At 72.5% G+C, this 13,024-nt stretch carries 10 protein-coding genes, 1 tRNA gene, 1 other RNA gene and 1 pseudogene; 5 read left to right on the top strand and 8 right to left on the bottom strand.

What is annotated here, in order from left to right; all coding sequences use genetic code 11:
• Positions 1-402 precede the first annotated feature (402 nt).
• Positions 403-735, bottom strand: a pseudogene (locus tag ACQPYD_RS32535) (PLD nuclease N-terminal domain-containing protein); the annotation flags it as partial.
• 365 nt (positions 736-1,100) lie between these two features.
• Between ACQPYD_RS32535 and ACQPYD_RS32540 the strand changes: the two are divergent.
• On the top strand, positions 1,101-1,850 hold the full coding sequence (locus ACQPYD_RS32540; RefSeq protein ID WP_378554227.1) for a GntR family transcriptional regulator: 750 nt from the start codon (positions 1,101-1,103) through the stop codon (positions 1,848-1,850).
• A gap of 97 nt (positions 1,851-1,947) precedes the next feature.
• On the opposite strand, the gene ACQPYD_RS32545 is transcribed toward ACQPYD_RS32540, so the two are convergent.
• The 4 genes from ACQPYD_RS32545 to ACQPYD_RS32560 all read right to left on the bottom strand — a co-directional run bounded on the left by ACQPYD_RS32545 (position 1,948) and on the right by ACQPYD_RS32560 (position 5,527).
• Positions 1,948-3,006, bottom strand: coding sequence for an aspartate-semialdehyde dehydrogenase (locus ACQPYD_RS32545; RefSeq protein WP_433699171.1), 1,059 nt, complete (start codon positions 3,004-3,006; stop codon positions 1,948-1,950).
• Entirely contained in the window at positions 3,003-4,274 is a 1,272-nt protein-coding gene (locus tag ACQPYD_RS32550) for an aspartate kinase (protein WP_267947302.1), read from the bottom strand. Before ACQPYD_RS32550 ends, ACQPYD_RS32545 begins: the two co-directional genes overlap by 4 nt.
• 181 nt (positions 4,275-4,455) lie before the next feature.
• Complete coding sequence (recR, locus tag ACQPYD_RS32555) at positions 4,456-5,055, bottom strand: recombination mediator RecR (RefSeq protein WP_267947303.1); 600 nt, start codon at positions 5,053-5,055, stop codon at positions 4,456-4,458.
• Between the two features lie 124 nt (positions 5,056-5,179).
• On the bottom strand, positions 5,180-5,527 hold the full coding sequence (locus ACQPYD_RS32560) for a YbaB/EbfC family nucleoid-associated protein (protein ID WP_267950577.1): 348 nt from the start codon (positions 5,525-5,527) through the stop codon (positions 5,180-5,182).
• Positions 5,528-5,828: 301 nt separating this feature from the next.
• Between ACQPYD_RS32560 and ACQPYD_RS32565 the strand changes: the two genes are divergently transcribed.
• Entirely contained in the window at positions 5,829-6,998 is a 1,170-nt protein-coding gene (locus tag ACQPYD_RS32565) for a methyltransferase domain-containing protein (RefSeq protein WP_433699172.1), read from the top strand.
• Between the two features lie 129 nt (positions 6,999-7,127).
• Here ACQPYD_RS32565 and ACQPYD_RS32570 read toward each other — a convergent pair whose 3' ends face one another.
• Positions 7,128-7,334, bottom strand: a complete 207-nt coding sequence (locus ACQPYD_RS32570; RefSeq protein WP_433699173.1) for a DUF6243 family protein — start codon at positions 7,332-7,334, stop codon at positions 7,128-7,130.
• Between the two features lie 120 nt (positions 7,335-7,454).
• Here ACQPYD_RS32570 and ACQPYD_RS32575 point away from each other — a divergent pair, with 120 nt between their 5' ends.
• Positions 7,455-8,084: a TetR/AcrR family transcriptional regulator gene (locus ACQPYD_RS32575; protein WP_433699174.1), complete on the top strand. Its 630-nt coding sequence runs from the start codon at positions 7,455-7,457 to the stop codon at positions 8,082-8,084.
• Between the two features lie 364 nt (positions 8,085-8,448).
• On the opposite strand, the gene ACQPYD_RS32580 is transcribed toward ACQPYD_RS32575, so the two are convergent.
• Positions 8,449-10,656, bottom strand: coding sequence for a DNA polymerase III subunit gamma and tau (locus tag ACQPYD_RS32580; RefSeq protein WP_433699175.1), 2,208 nt, complete (start codon positions 10,654-10,656; stop codon positions 8,449-8,451).
• 106 nt (positions 10,657-10,762) lie between these two features.
• Positions 10,763-10,858, bottom strand: an RNA gene (ffs, locus tag ACQPYD_RS32585) — signal recognition particle sRNA small type.
• Between the two features lie 116 nt (positions 10,859-10,974).
• On the opposite strand from ffs, the gene ACQPYD_RS32590 reads away from it, so the two are divergent.
• Together ACQPYD_RS32590 and ACQPYD_RS32595 are read left to right on the top strand one after the other, a co-directional pair.
• Positions 10,975-12,327, top strand: a complete 1,353-nt coding sequence (locus tag ACQPYD_RS32590; RefSeq protein WP_433699176.1) for a DUF2252 domain-containing protein — start codon at positions 10,975-10,977, stop codon at positions 12,325-12,327.
• A gap of 175 nt (positions 12,328-12,502) precedes the next feature.
• A tRNA-Ser gene (locus ACQPYD_RS32595) sits at positions 12,503-12,587 on the top strand.
• Positions 12,588-13,024 lie beyond the last annotated feature (437 nt).

Below are 13,024 nucleotides of genomic sequence, written 5' to 3' on the forward strand. Positions count from 1 at the left end.
ACGCCGGCGGTCCGCCGCGGCGCGCGGGGCCGCGGGCCCGCTCGACCGGGGGAGCCGGAGGAGGCCCCGGCGACATGCGCGACCCCGGACGGGCGCCTCCCGTCCGGGGTCGCTCCGGGACCGTGTCCCTCCCGGTCAGGCGTGTCCCATCTCCGGCTGGCTGTGGCCTATCGCGGGCCCGCCGTAACCCATCCGGGGACGGCTCACGCGCAGGCCGAGCCGCTCGTCGCCCGCCACGGGCCGGACCTCGCGCATGCGGAGCCGGTCCTCGTCCGCCCCGGGCCGCGCCTCACGCGCCCCCGGCCGGTCCTCGTCCGCGTGCCGTTCCTCCGGCGCCACGGGCCGGTCCTCGTCCGTCCCGGGCCGGTCCTCGCCCGGGTGGGCCTGGGCCCCGCCCGACCCCCCGTTCCTGCCGTTGGCCACGTTGCTGTGCTGGCCGACGCTGGACGGGACCGTGTGGCGCGCCCTCCCCCTGTCGATGCCGAGGAAGCGGTTGAGGTGGCCCTTCTTGCCGACGACGAACCAGGCGACGGCCCCGAACAGCGGGAACCAGAGGATGAAGATGATCCACAGGAGCTTGCCGCCCCCCGTGGTGTCGCCGTCGACCAGTGCGGAGATCACGGCGGCGATCACCAGCACCAGCAGGAACAGGCCGATGAGCAGGAAGACCAGCCCGGTGATCCCGCTCATCCAGGCGACGGCGGTGTCCGTACTGTCAGCAAGGCTCGTGAACATGACTCCCCCAAGCATGACGTGATCGTATTGTCACGCAGAGTAGTCTTTTGGGGTGCCCACTCCCGTGCATTTCGTGGTTTTCGGGCGTTTCCTGGCCTTGAGGCCCCGGTTCCGATTCTTCGGACCGCGCGCGACCGGACCGAAGACTTTCGATTAGCGCCCCCTACCAGGCTTTTCACTGCTTTACTGGGAACCATGGGCGAGCTTCGGCGATCTTGCAGGTTCACTCCCCTCCTCCGAACCGGCGTCTCCACCGGAAACGGTGGCGGTACCGGCCCCCGCGACCACCAACTCGGGCGTACCGCCCCCATTTCGCGCAAGCACAGAGAGACCCCGTCCACGGGAGGCCCCGCGTCCCGGGCCTCATGACCGTGGTGAGGCAACCGCGCTACCTGTGGCTGGCCGAGCAGCTTCGCGAGCCGATCCTGCGCGGGGAGATGCCGCCCGGCACACGTCTCCCCTCCAGGACCCGGCTGGCGCGCTCCTACCGGGTCAGCGAGCAGATCTCCCGTACCGCGCTCCGACTCCTGGTGACCGAGGGCCTCGTCGAGGCCAGGCCCGGCTCCGGGTACTTCGTACGCACGGTCCCCGAGCTCTTCCGGCTGTGCCGGACGGACTCCTCCTCCGGCTCCGGCCTGGGCAAACTCCGACGTGAGGACATCGGCACCGAGCAGGAGCCGTGCTCGGCCCCGCTGAGCTCGCGGCTCCGGCTGCGCGACGGGGAGCCCGTCTACCGCACCACCTCGCGCGGGCTGGCGTCGGAACTGCCCATCACGCTGCACCAGTCGTGGGAACCGGCGTCGCTCACCGCCGGGACCCTGCGCACCCCCTTCGACGCGGCGCCCGACATCGGCCTGCTCGACCGGCTCAGCGCCGCGGGCCACCCGGTCGACCGCGTGGTCGAGGAGGTGGGCGTGCGCTCCCTGCGCGACTCCGAGGCCTCACTGCTCGGATCGGCCCCCGGCATACCCGTGCTGGTGGTGGAGCGCACCCACTTCAGCGCCAACCGGCCCGTCGAGACCTCGGACCTCATCGGGACGGCCGAGCAGTGTCGACTCCTCTACAAACTGACACTGGCCCGACCCCGCCGGCCCGGGGACCCGCGGCGCCGCTGAGGGGCGCACGGCCCCCGGCGCCGGCCCGGACACGACGAAGGGCGGTGGCCGCTCCCCTCCGCGGAGGGGAGCGGCCACCGCCCCCGGATCGATGCCCCTAGGAGGTGAACTCCCGGGCCACGACCTCGGCGATCTGCGCGGTGTTCAGCGCGGCGCCCTTGCGCAGGTTGTCCCCGCACAGGAACAGCTCCAGCGCCTTCGGGTCGTCCATCGACTGGCGGATCCGTCCCACCCAGGTCGGGTCGGTGCCCACCACGTCGGCCGGGGTCGGGAACTCGCCCCGGGCCGGGTCGTCCAGGACCGCGACGCCCTCGGCGGAACCGAGCAGCTCACGGGCGGCGTCGGCGGTCACCTCCCGCTCGAAGGTGGCGTGCACGACCAGCGAGTGGGTGGTGATCACGGGGACGCGCACGCAGGTCGCGGAGACCCGGAGGTCCTGGAGCCCCAGGATCTTGCGGGACTCGTTGCGGACCTTCAGCTCCTCCGAGGACCAGCCGCCGTCCTTGAGCGAACCGGCCCACGGCACGACGTTGTAGGCCAGGGGCGCCGGGAACGGACCGAGCTCGCCGACGGCGGCGCGGACGTCGCCCGCCCTGTCGCCGAGGCCGCGGTCGGCGCCGGCCTTCGCCATCTGGTCGCGCAGGGTGTCGATGCCCTCCTGGCCCGCGCCGGAGGCGGCCTGGTAGGAGGACACGACCAGGCTGGAGACCTGGTAGGCGCGGTGCAGCGCGCCGATGGCCACGATCATCGACAGCGTGGTGCAGTTGGGGTTGCTGATGATGCCGCGCGGACGGTTGGCGACCTGGTCCGCGTTGACCTCGGGCACCACGAGCGGGACGTCGGGGTCCATGCGGAACGCGCCGGAGTTGTCGACGGCCACCGCGCCGCGGGCGGCGGCGATCGGGGCCCACTCCTTGGAGACCTCGTCGGGGACGTCGAACATGGCGACGTCGACGCCGTCGAAGACCTCGGGGGCCAGGGCCTGGACCACGACGTCCTCACCGCGGACCCGCAGGACCTTGCCCGCGCTGCGCGGGGAGGCGACGAGGCGGATCTCGCCCCAGACGTTCTCGCGCTCGGACAGGATGCCGAGCATCACGGTGCCGACCGCTCCGGTGGCGCCGACGACGGCGAGGGTGGGAAGACGGTTGCTCATCGGCCGGTACCTCCGTAGACGACGGCCTCGACCTGGTCTGCGTCGAGCCGGAACTCACTGTGGGCCGCACGGACGGCCTCGTCGACCTGGTCCTCCTCGACGATGACCGAGATGCGGATCTCCGAGGTGGAGATCATCTCGACGTTGGTGCCGGAGGCGGCGATCGCGTCGAAGAAGCGCGCGGTCACGCCGGGGTAGGAGCGCATGCCCGCGCCGATCAGCGAGACCTTGCCGATCTTGTCGTCGTAGCGCAGCGACTCGAAGCCGACCTTCTCCTGGACCTTCTTCAGCGCGGCGACCGCCTCCTTCCCGAAGTCCTTGGGAACCGTGAAGGAGATGTCGGTGCGCGAGGTCGAGACCGCCGACACGTTCTGCACGATCATGTCGATGTTGATCTCGGCGTCCGCCAGGGCCCGGAAGATCGTCGCGGCCTCACCGATCTTGTCGGGCACTCCGACGACGGTGATCTTGGCTTCGCTCCGGTCGTGGGAGACCCCGGAGATGATCGGCTGTTCCATGCCTTCGCTTTCCTCGACTTCCGGGACGACCCAGGTCCCCTGCTTCTGGCTGAAAGATGAACGGACGTGCAGGGGCATGTTGTACTGGCGCGCGTACTCGACGCAGCGCAGGTGCAGGATCTTCGTCCCGCACGCCGCCATCTCCAGCATCTCCTCGTAGGAGATCTGGGGGATGCGCCGCGCGGACGGGACGATGCGCGGGTCGGCGGTGAACACACCGTCGACGTCGCTGTAGATCTCGCAGGCGTCGGCCTCCAGCGCGGCGGCGAGCGCCACCGCGGTGGTGTCCGAGCCGCCCCGGCCGAGGGTGGTGATGTCCTTGGTGTCCTGGGACACGCCCTGGAACCCGGCGACGATGCAGATCGCGCCCTCGTCCACGGCCTCCTTGATGCGGCCCGGGGTCACGTCGATGATCTTGGCGTTGCCGTGCAGCGACGTGGTGATGACACCGGCCTGGGAACCGGTGAAGGACCGGGCCTCGAAGCCCAGGTTCTCGATGGCCATGGCGACCAGTGCCATCGACATGCGCTCGCCTGCGGTGAGCAGCATGTCGAGTTCGCGCGCGGGCGGCAGCGGGGACACCTGCTCGGCGAGGTCGATCAGCTCGTCGGTGGTGTCGCCCATGGCCGAGACCACGACGACGACGTCATATCCCGCTTTTTTCTGAGCCACGATCCGTTGGGCTACTCGCTTGATGGCTTCCGCGTCGGATACGGAAGACCCACCGTACTTCTGCACGATTAGGGCCACGATCGATTGCTCCTGAGGAGTTGGGATCAAGACAATGAAATGGAGTGTAGCCAGCGACGCCGTCGTCTACACCGTCCGACCTGGGACGGGAACGCTCGGAGTGCATGACGCACCAGCGCTCGGGCCTACCCGGTGAAACGGAGGTTACTCATATTTCGCCCGGATTACGGCGAAGTGTGAGCTAGAACTCGAGGCTGCGGCGGCCCTCGAAGGCGCGGCCGAGGGTGACCTCGTCGGCGTACTCCAGGTCGCCGCCGACGGGCAGCCCGCTGGCCAGGCGCGTCACCTTCAGACCCATGGGTTTGACCAGCCGCGCCAGATAGGTCGCGGTGGCCTCCCCTTCCAGGTTGGGGTCCGTGGCGAGGATCAGCTCGGTGATCTGGCCGTCCGCCAGGCGGACCATCAGGTCCTTGATGCGCAGGTCGTCGGGGCCGACGCCCTCGATCGGGCTGATCGCGCCGCCCAGGACGTGGTAGCGGCCGCGGAACTCGCGGGTGCGCTCGATGGCGACGACGTCCTTGGACTCCTCGACCACGCAGATGACGGCGGTGTCGCGCCGGGCGTCACGGCAGATACGGCACTGCTCCTCCTCCGCGACATTGCCGCAGACGGAGCAGAAACGCACCTTCTCCTTGACCTCGACCAGCGCGTTGACCAGGCGCTTGACGTCCGCGTGCTCGGCGGACAGCAGGTGGAAGGCGATTCGCTGCGCGCTTTTCGGACCGACGCCGGGCAGTCGCCCCAGCTCGTCGATCAGATTCTGCACCGCGCCTTCGTACATCGCCTACCCACCAGGTCGGACCGGATCGGCGGGGCGGTCCGTATCCCCTGACACCACCGTATCCGGCGCGACGACCTCTCGCGTACGCGCCGCGGAGGCCGCCCCGCCCGGCGGCCGCTCCGGGTCAGAAACCGGGGAGGCCGGGCATGCCCCCGGGCATCCCGCCGCCGCCGAGCCCCTGGGTGAGCGGGCCCATCTTCTCCTGCTGGAGCCTTTCCACCTGCGCCTCGGCGTCGCGGATGGCCGCCAGGACCAGGTCCGCGACGGTCTGCGCGCTCTCGTCCGCGTCGCTCGGGTCGATCGCGTCGGCGGAGACCGTGATGTCCTCCACCTGGCCGCGGCCGCTCAGCCTGACCTTGACCAGGCCGCCGCCGGAGGTGCCCTCGACCTCGGCCTCGTCCAGGGCCTGCTGGGCCTCCACGAGCTGCTGCTGCATCTGCTGGGCCTGCTGGAGCAGGGCCTGCATGTCCATTCCGCCAGGGTTCACGGCCGTCTCCTCGCCGCACTCATGGTGCTGGGTCTCGCAGTTGTGTGGCTGTCGCTGTGAGACTAACCGGTCGTCAGGGAACATGCTGGACCGACCCGGGGCGGCCCGGCGGCCGGGCGGGGCGACGCGGAGTCGACTCTCCGGAAGGCGCCCCGACCCGCGGCCAGCGCGAAGAGTAGCGGTAATATCACTTTCGGTCGAAGAGATGTCCCGCGGGGCACGGCCGTCCCGGTGGAGCCCGCGGGCGCCGCCGGCATCACGACAGCCACGGGGGACTGAGGACGTGTTGACCGCCAGTGAACGCCACTCGGCACTGATCGAGGCGATGATCGCGGACGGCACCCTGACCGACGCCGCGCTGATCCACGCCTTCCGGTCGGTTCCGCGACACCGGTTCATCCCCGAGACCGGCGCGCTGACCGCGCGCGGAGGCGTGCTCGACGCCACCAGCGACCCGGAGCGCTGGCTGGCCGCCGTCTACGCCGACAACGCCATCGTCACCCAGGTGGACGAGGCCGGGATCCCCCGGGACCGTGAGGCGCCCGGGCCGCGCGAGCCCGAGCCGGCCCCCGCGCCGGAAACGGCCTCGGCCTCCTCCAGCGCGGCCCCCACGGTCCTCGCCCGCATGCTGGAGCTCGCCGACCTCGCCGCCGGGAACACGGTGCTGGAGATCGGCACGGGGACCGGTTGGAACACCGCGCTGCTGGCCCACCGGCTGGGCGACGGAGCCGTCACCTCCGTGGAGATCGACCCCCGCCTGGCCGGGACCGCGCGCGGGGCCCTGCACGCGGAGGGCCTCTCCCCCGCCGTCCACGTGGCCGACGGGTACGGGGGCCACGCCCCCGGCGCCCCCTACGACAGGATCGTCTCCACCTGCGGCGTGCGGCGGCTCCCGCCCGCGTGGCTCGACCAGGTCCGGCCCGGCGGGCTGGTGGTGTGCCCGTGGGGGCTGCTGGAGGGGGCCGGGGTGCTCGCCCGGGTGGAGTGCCCGGGTGACGGGACCGCGCGGGCGAGCTTCCACGGCGGCGTGGGGTTCGTCCCGCTGCGCACGCCCGACCCGGCGGCCCCGCCCGCGCGCGACTCCGGGCAGCAGCCGGACGAGTACCGGCTCACGCAGACCGACCCCCTGGCTCCGCTCATGGCCTTCACGACGGCGTTCGCCCTGTCGGTGATGGTGCCCGACTGGCGGGTGCGGCGGCGGTGGATCGGGACGGGATCGGGCGTGTGGGTGTGCGACCGGGAGGGCGGTTCGTGGGTGAGGGTCTACCCCTACGGAACGTCGTGGATGATCGAGCAGGGCGGCCCGAGGAGCATCTGGGACGAGTTCGAGGAGGCCCTGGCCCTGTGGGCCGAGCTGGGCAGCCCCGAACCGGACCGGTTCGGGCTGTCGGTGTCGGGCGACGGGGCGCACCGGGTGTGGCTGGACTCGGCGGGCGGGCGCGCCTGGGACGTGTGAGGGCGTCCGGTCCTCACAGCGGCGCCCGGCCGGACGGGGGCCGGGACCGCCGGGGCCGCGCGGACGGGCACTGCGGGCGGGAACGCCGACGGCCCCCGACCGTCTCCGGTGGGGGCCGCCGCCGTGCGTTCACGCCGTTCCTTCGGTGTCCTCGGACTCCTCGGAACTCTGGGGCGCGTTCTTCTCGCGGAGCTTGCGCAGCAGCTCCTGCTTGCGCTCCCGGGCCTCGTCGCTGGGGCCGCCCTTGCCCCCGCCGGCGCCTCCGCGCATCGCGGAGCGGGAGACCGTGGTGCGCTGTCCGCCCATACCGAGAAGGTTGTCACTGTTCTTGGACATGCGGACCTCCTTTCGGTTGAGGCGAGACGTGTCGTCTCGCCAGATGTGATCCTGCCTCTGTAGAGTATCGATGTCAAGACGATACGTCTCGTCATTTTTCGAGCGGTTAACGTGGCAGGTATGGCTGAGAGCACCCCATTGGAAGACTCCCGGGCACCCCGGCGCGGCCCGGACCCCCGCCGCCGCAGCGAACGGGCGCGACGCGCCGTCCTCCGCGCCGCGTCGGAACTGCTGGGCGAGGTCGGCTACGCCAAGGTGACCGTCGAGGCGATCGCCGCGCGGGCCGGGGTGGGCAAGCAGACCATCTACCGCTGGTGGCCCTCCAAGGCCGCCGTGGTGTTCGACGTCTTCACCGCGCTGACCGGCGGCACGGCCGGCGAACCCCTGCCCGACACCGGCGACCTGGCCGCCGACCTGAGGACCGTGCTCCGCGCCGTCGTCGACGAGTTCAACGACCCCGAGATGGACCGGACCACCCGCGCGTTCACGACCGAGCTCCAGAACGACCCCGTGTTCGCCGAGGCCGTCAACGAGCGCCTGCTCCGACCCAACACGGAGGCGTTCAAGGACCGGCTGCGCGCCGGACGCGAAGCGGGCCAGCTCGCGGCCGGGGCCGACCTCGGCATCGTCACCGAGCTGCTGACGGGACCGCTCCACCACCGCTGGCTGATGCGCACCGGGCCGCTGACCCACGCGTACGCGGACGAGCTCGTGGAGACGGTCCTGGCCGCCGTGGGACCTCGGGACTGACCGCGTCGGCCGGGGACGGAGCCCCCGGTGCCGGGCGCGGGCTCCGGGGCCGGCCGGGGCCTCCGCCGGGCACGCCGGCGCGGTGACCGAAACGGCGCTCCCGTCCCGCCCCTCAGCTCACACCGGCAACGTTTCGGGCCTCTCCCGGGGAGCGCGCCCGGCGGGTGCCCCCGCCGCCCGGCAGAGTGGCGCCCGCCGCACCCAGGTCGTGTTCTGCGGGTTCTTCCGGGCTCACGTCCACCGGGCTGCCTCTCGCCGCGCCTCTGCGCTCGTGAAGCGCGACCGGGCCGAACGTCGCACATCGGCTTGCGGGAGACGGCCCGGACGGCCGCTCGCCGACCCGAAAGCCTCCAAAAAACACTCCCTAGAAGGGCGCGTCCGTGTCGGCCCCGTGCTCGATCTCCTCGATCACGCGGCCGCCCAGCTCCGTCTCGATGAGAGACGTTCCGCCCCCGCCGGGGGACGCGGACCCGCCGGAGGGGGCCCGGCCCGTGGTCGGCGCGGTGTCCACGGCCGCGGACGACGGTCCGCCCGGGGGCGCCGGAGCCGGCCGCTGCGCACCGCCCGGAGCGGGGGTCGGGGAGGGCGCGGCCTCCTGCCGCCCGGTCCCGGGGGCCGTCCGGGGCTGCGACCGGCCGGCGGACGGGTCGTCGTACTCCGGCGGCGGGGACGCGGCCGCGTCCTCGTAGGGGTCCGGCGGCGGCTCCTCCAGACCGGTGACGATCCGGTCCGGCGGCGGGCCGGCGGGCCGGCCCGCGGCCTCCGGCTCCGGGGCGGCGGACGGCGGGGCGGGTTCGGCGGGCCGTGCCGGGGCGGGGGCGTCCCACCCCGAGGGCTCGGCCGGGCGCGCGGGCTCGGGGCGCCGGGCGGGCGCCGCGGCCGACGCGGCGCTGCCGGCCGCGGCGACCCGCACCTCGATGCCCAGGACCTGCCGGATCGCGTTGGCGACCACCTGGTCGCTGCCGCTGTTGCTGAAGCCCTTGGCCTCGCTGGGGCGGGAGAAGCCGAGCAGGACGGCGTTGCCCTCGACCCCCACCGGCCGGACCTCGCCGCCGGAGAGCACCATCCAGGTGAACCGGCGCAGACCCTTGACCGCCTCCAGGATCTGGCTCCACGACCCCTGGACGCGTCCCAGGTCCAGGGCTCCGCCCCCGCCGGACGGGGCGGCGGGGGCCGGCGGTGCGTGGCGGGCGGGTTCGGGCGTGCTCGGACGGGCCGGAGCGTCCCAGCCCGCCGGCTCGGCGGCGCGCTCGGGGGCGGGCGTCGGCGCGGGGGCCGCCTGCGGGGCGGCCGGGGCACGGGAGGGTTGGGGCGCGGGGGCCTCGGGGGCCCGCACCGGCTCGGGGGCCGGGGCGGCGGGCCGGACCGGCGCGGCGGGTGCGGCAGGGGCGGCGGGTGCGGCGGCGCCCGAGGCGATCCGGCGCTCCATCTGCTCCAGGCGTGCCAGCAGGGCAGCGCCCTGGCCGCCGTCGGTGCCGGGCAGGAGCACCCTCGAGCACATGAGTTCGAGCAGCAGGCGGGGCGCGGTGGCCCCGCGCATCTCGGTCAGGCCCTGGTTGAGGATGTCGGCGGCGCGGGTCAGCTCGGCGGGCCCCATCCGGGCGGCCTGCCCCCGCATCTGCTCCGCCGCCTCGTCGGCCACGTTGACCAGGCCCTTGTCCAGGGCGTCCGGCACCGCTGCCAGGACGACCAGGTCGCGGAAGCGCTCCAGCAGGTCCGTGGTGAACCGGCGCGGGTCGTGTCCGCCCTCGACCACGCGGTCGATCAGCCCGAACACGGCGGCGCCGTCGCGGGCGCCGAGCGCGTCGACCATCTCCCCCAGCAGGCTGGAGTCGGTGTAGCCCAGCAGGGAGACGGCGCCCTCACGGGTGATGCCGCCCTCGCCGGAACCGGCGATGAGCTGGTCGAGCACCGACAGCCCGTCACGGGCGGAACCGGCGCCCGCCCTGACCACCAGCGGCAGCGCGGCGGGGTCGTAGGAGATCCCCTCCTCCTTGAGGAGGTCCTCGAAGAGCTCCCGGAGCGTGCTCGGCGGGATGAGCCGGAACGGGTAGTGGTGCGTCCGCGAGCGGATCGTGCCGATGACCTTCTCGGGCTCGGTGGTCGCGAACACGAACTTGAGGTGCGGGGGCGGTTCCTCCACCAGTTTGAGGAGCGCGTTGAAACCCTCGCGGGTCACCATGTGCGCCTCGTCGATGATGTAGATCTTGAAGCGCGAGTTGACCGGCGAGAAGAAGGCGCGCTCGCGCAGGTCGCGGGCGTCGTCCACACCGCCGTGGGAGGCGGCGTCGATCTCGATGACGTCGATGCTGCCGCCGCCGTCGGGGGCCAGCGCCACACACGAGTCGCAGGTCCCGCACGGGTCCGGGGTGGGCCCCTCGGCGCAGTTCAGCGAACGGGCGAGGATGCGCGCGCTGGTCGTCTTGCCGCAGCCGCGCGGGCCGCTGAACAGGTAGGCGTGGTTGATGCGACCGCTGCGCAACGCCTGGCGGAGCGGGTCGGTCACGTGTTCCTGGCCCCGCACCTCGCCGAACGTCGCGGGACGGTACTTGCGGTACAGCGCGATGCTCACGGTGTGCTCACTCCCCTGGTCCCTGCCACCCGCCCATTCAACCCGCCGGCAGTGACAGCTCGCACCGGATCGAGGAACCGGGAGGGTCCGATCGGGCCCGAGAAACAGAAAGGACCCCCCGCGCACCCGCCAGAGCCCATTTATCCTTGCTGCCTTCCGGCCCTGGGGAGGTTCATAGGGTGACGCCGCACGAGGGGTCTGCCCCGAGTGTATCCGACCTCCCGACCGCTCTGGCAACCCCGCGCGCCCGCCCCCGCGGGGCGTCCCACGGCGCCCGGATCCCGGCGCGCATGGCCACGGCGGCCCCGCGGGGCCATCATGGACGGCATGTTCGACCCCCTGGAAACCACCGACCACTCCTCCGAGCGGCAAGACCTCATCGTGGACACGCTGGAGAACGCCTTCTCCGACCTGATGTCCACGGCCCCGGCCGCGTTCCGGGCCAAGTTCCGCAAGATGGCCACCAGTCCCTTCGCGTTCTACCGGGGCAGCGCCTCGCTCTTCTACTCCGACGTGGCGTCGATGGAGGACCCCTGGGCGGACGACCGCACCTCACGGGTGTGGATCCAGGGCGACCTGCACGCCGAGAACTTCGGCACCTACATGGACTCGACCGGGCGCCTGGTCTTCGACGTCAACGACTTCGACGAGGCCTACCTCGGCCACTTCACGTGGGACGTGCTCCGGTTCGTCTCCAGCATCGCCCTGATGGGATGGCAGAAGGCCCTGTCCGACGAGGACATCGGCGCGATCGTGCCGTGCTACGTCGACGCCTACGTGTCCCAGGTCCGCCAGTTCGCGACGCGGGGCGGCGACTCCGGGTTCTCCCTCAAGCTGGACAACACCGACGGCACGGTCCACGACGTGCTCCAGCGCGCCCGCCTCCGCAGCCGCGCCGCCATGCTGGCGTCCATGACCGACAGGGACGGCTACAACCGCCGGTTCCGGGAGGGGCCCCGGGTGCGCCGGCTGGAGGACGGCGAGCGCGAGAAGGTGCTCGCCGCCTACCACGACTACCTGGGGACCATCCCGGACGACCGGCGCTTCGCCTCGCTGGACTACGGGGTCAAGGACGTGGTGGGCAGCGGCGGCTTCGGGATCGGCTCCGCGGGGCTCCCCGCCTACAGCGTGCTCATCGAGGGCCGGTCCGAGGCGTGGGACAACGACATCGTGCTGTCCGTCAAGCAGGGGAACGTGGCCGCGCCGTCCCGGGTGGTGACGGACCGGCGCATCATGGAGGCCTTCGAGCACCACGGGCACCGCACCGCCGTGTCCCAGCGCGCGCTCCAGGCCCACGCCGACCCGCTGCTGGGGCACACCGAGATCGACGGCGTGGGCTTCGTGGTGAGCGAGGTGTCCCCGTACACGAACGACCTGGACTGGGAAGGGCTCACCGAGCCCGAGGAGGTCGTGCCCGTACTGGACTACCTGGGACGCGCGACCGCCAAGGCGCACTGCGTGTCCGACTCGCACGCGGACGCGACCCTGGTGGCGTGGGAGACCGAGGAGGCGCTCATGACGGTGCTCGACGGCCGCGAGGCGGAGTTCACCGAGTGGTGCGTGCGCTTCGCCCACCGCTACGCGGCCCAGGCCCGGGCGGACCACTCGCTGTTCGTGGACGCGTTCCGCAACAACGCCATCGAGGGGGTGCGGTCCAGCCGGGCAGGCTGAGCCGCCGGGCGGCCCGGCGGGGGCGGGACCGGGGACGGAGCGGGTCCCCGCGACGGCCCCGACCGCCCGGCGGGGAGCTCCCCGGAGCCTTCCCGGGGCGCTCCCCGCCGGCCCCCGGGGAGCGCCCCGGGAAACCCGTTCGGACCACCCCCCTCCGGCGTGTAGAGTTGTGCGCGGAGGATTCGCCTAGTGGCCTAGGGCGCACGCTTGGAAAGCGTGTTGGGTGCAAGCCCTCAGGGGTTCGAATCCCCTATCCTCCGCAGCGGCTAGCTGCCGAGACGAAGGCCCCGACCGGACACCGGTCGGGGCCTTCGCCGTTCGTGGTCCCGGCCCTGGTCCCGGCCGGCCCTTCCCTGGCCGCCCTCCGACACGGTCGGCGACGCCGGCGCGGTCCCCGCCGACCGCGTGCCCGCGGCGGTCCGCCGTCGAACTGGCGGTAGACCCATGTGCGCTTGTGATCGATACCGTTCTTCCTCAGCCCCTTCCCTACGTCCAGTGCCCGGAAGGTGGTCAAGCCATGGTCGATCCAGGTCTGGTACATCAAGTGGAACGCGGCGTGCGCTTGCCTCGGAGTACTCCTTGGAGCAACCGGTCGGCCTCAGAGGGAGACCTCACCTTTCACAGGGTGGATCTGCTAGGTCATCGGTGACTCGAGGTGGTCATCGAGGGTGTTCGGTTCGATGTTCTCGGAGGGATC

Source organism: Nocardiopsis sp. CA-288880 (assembly GCF_050955985.1).
In the GTDB taxonomy this organism is placed as follows: domain Bacteria; phylum Actinomycetota; class Actinomycetes; order Streptosporangiales; family Streptosporangiaceae; genus Nocardiopsis; species Nocardiopsis tropica.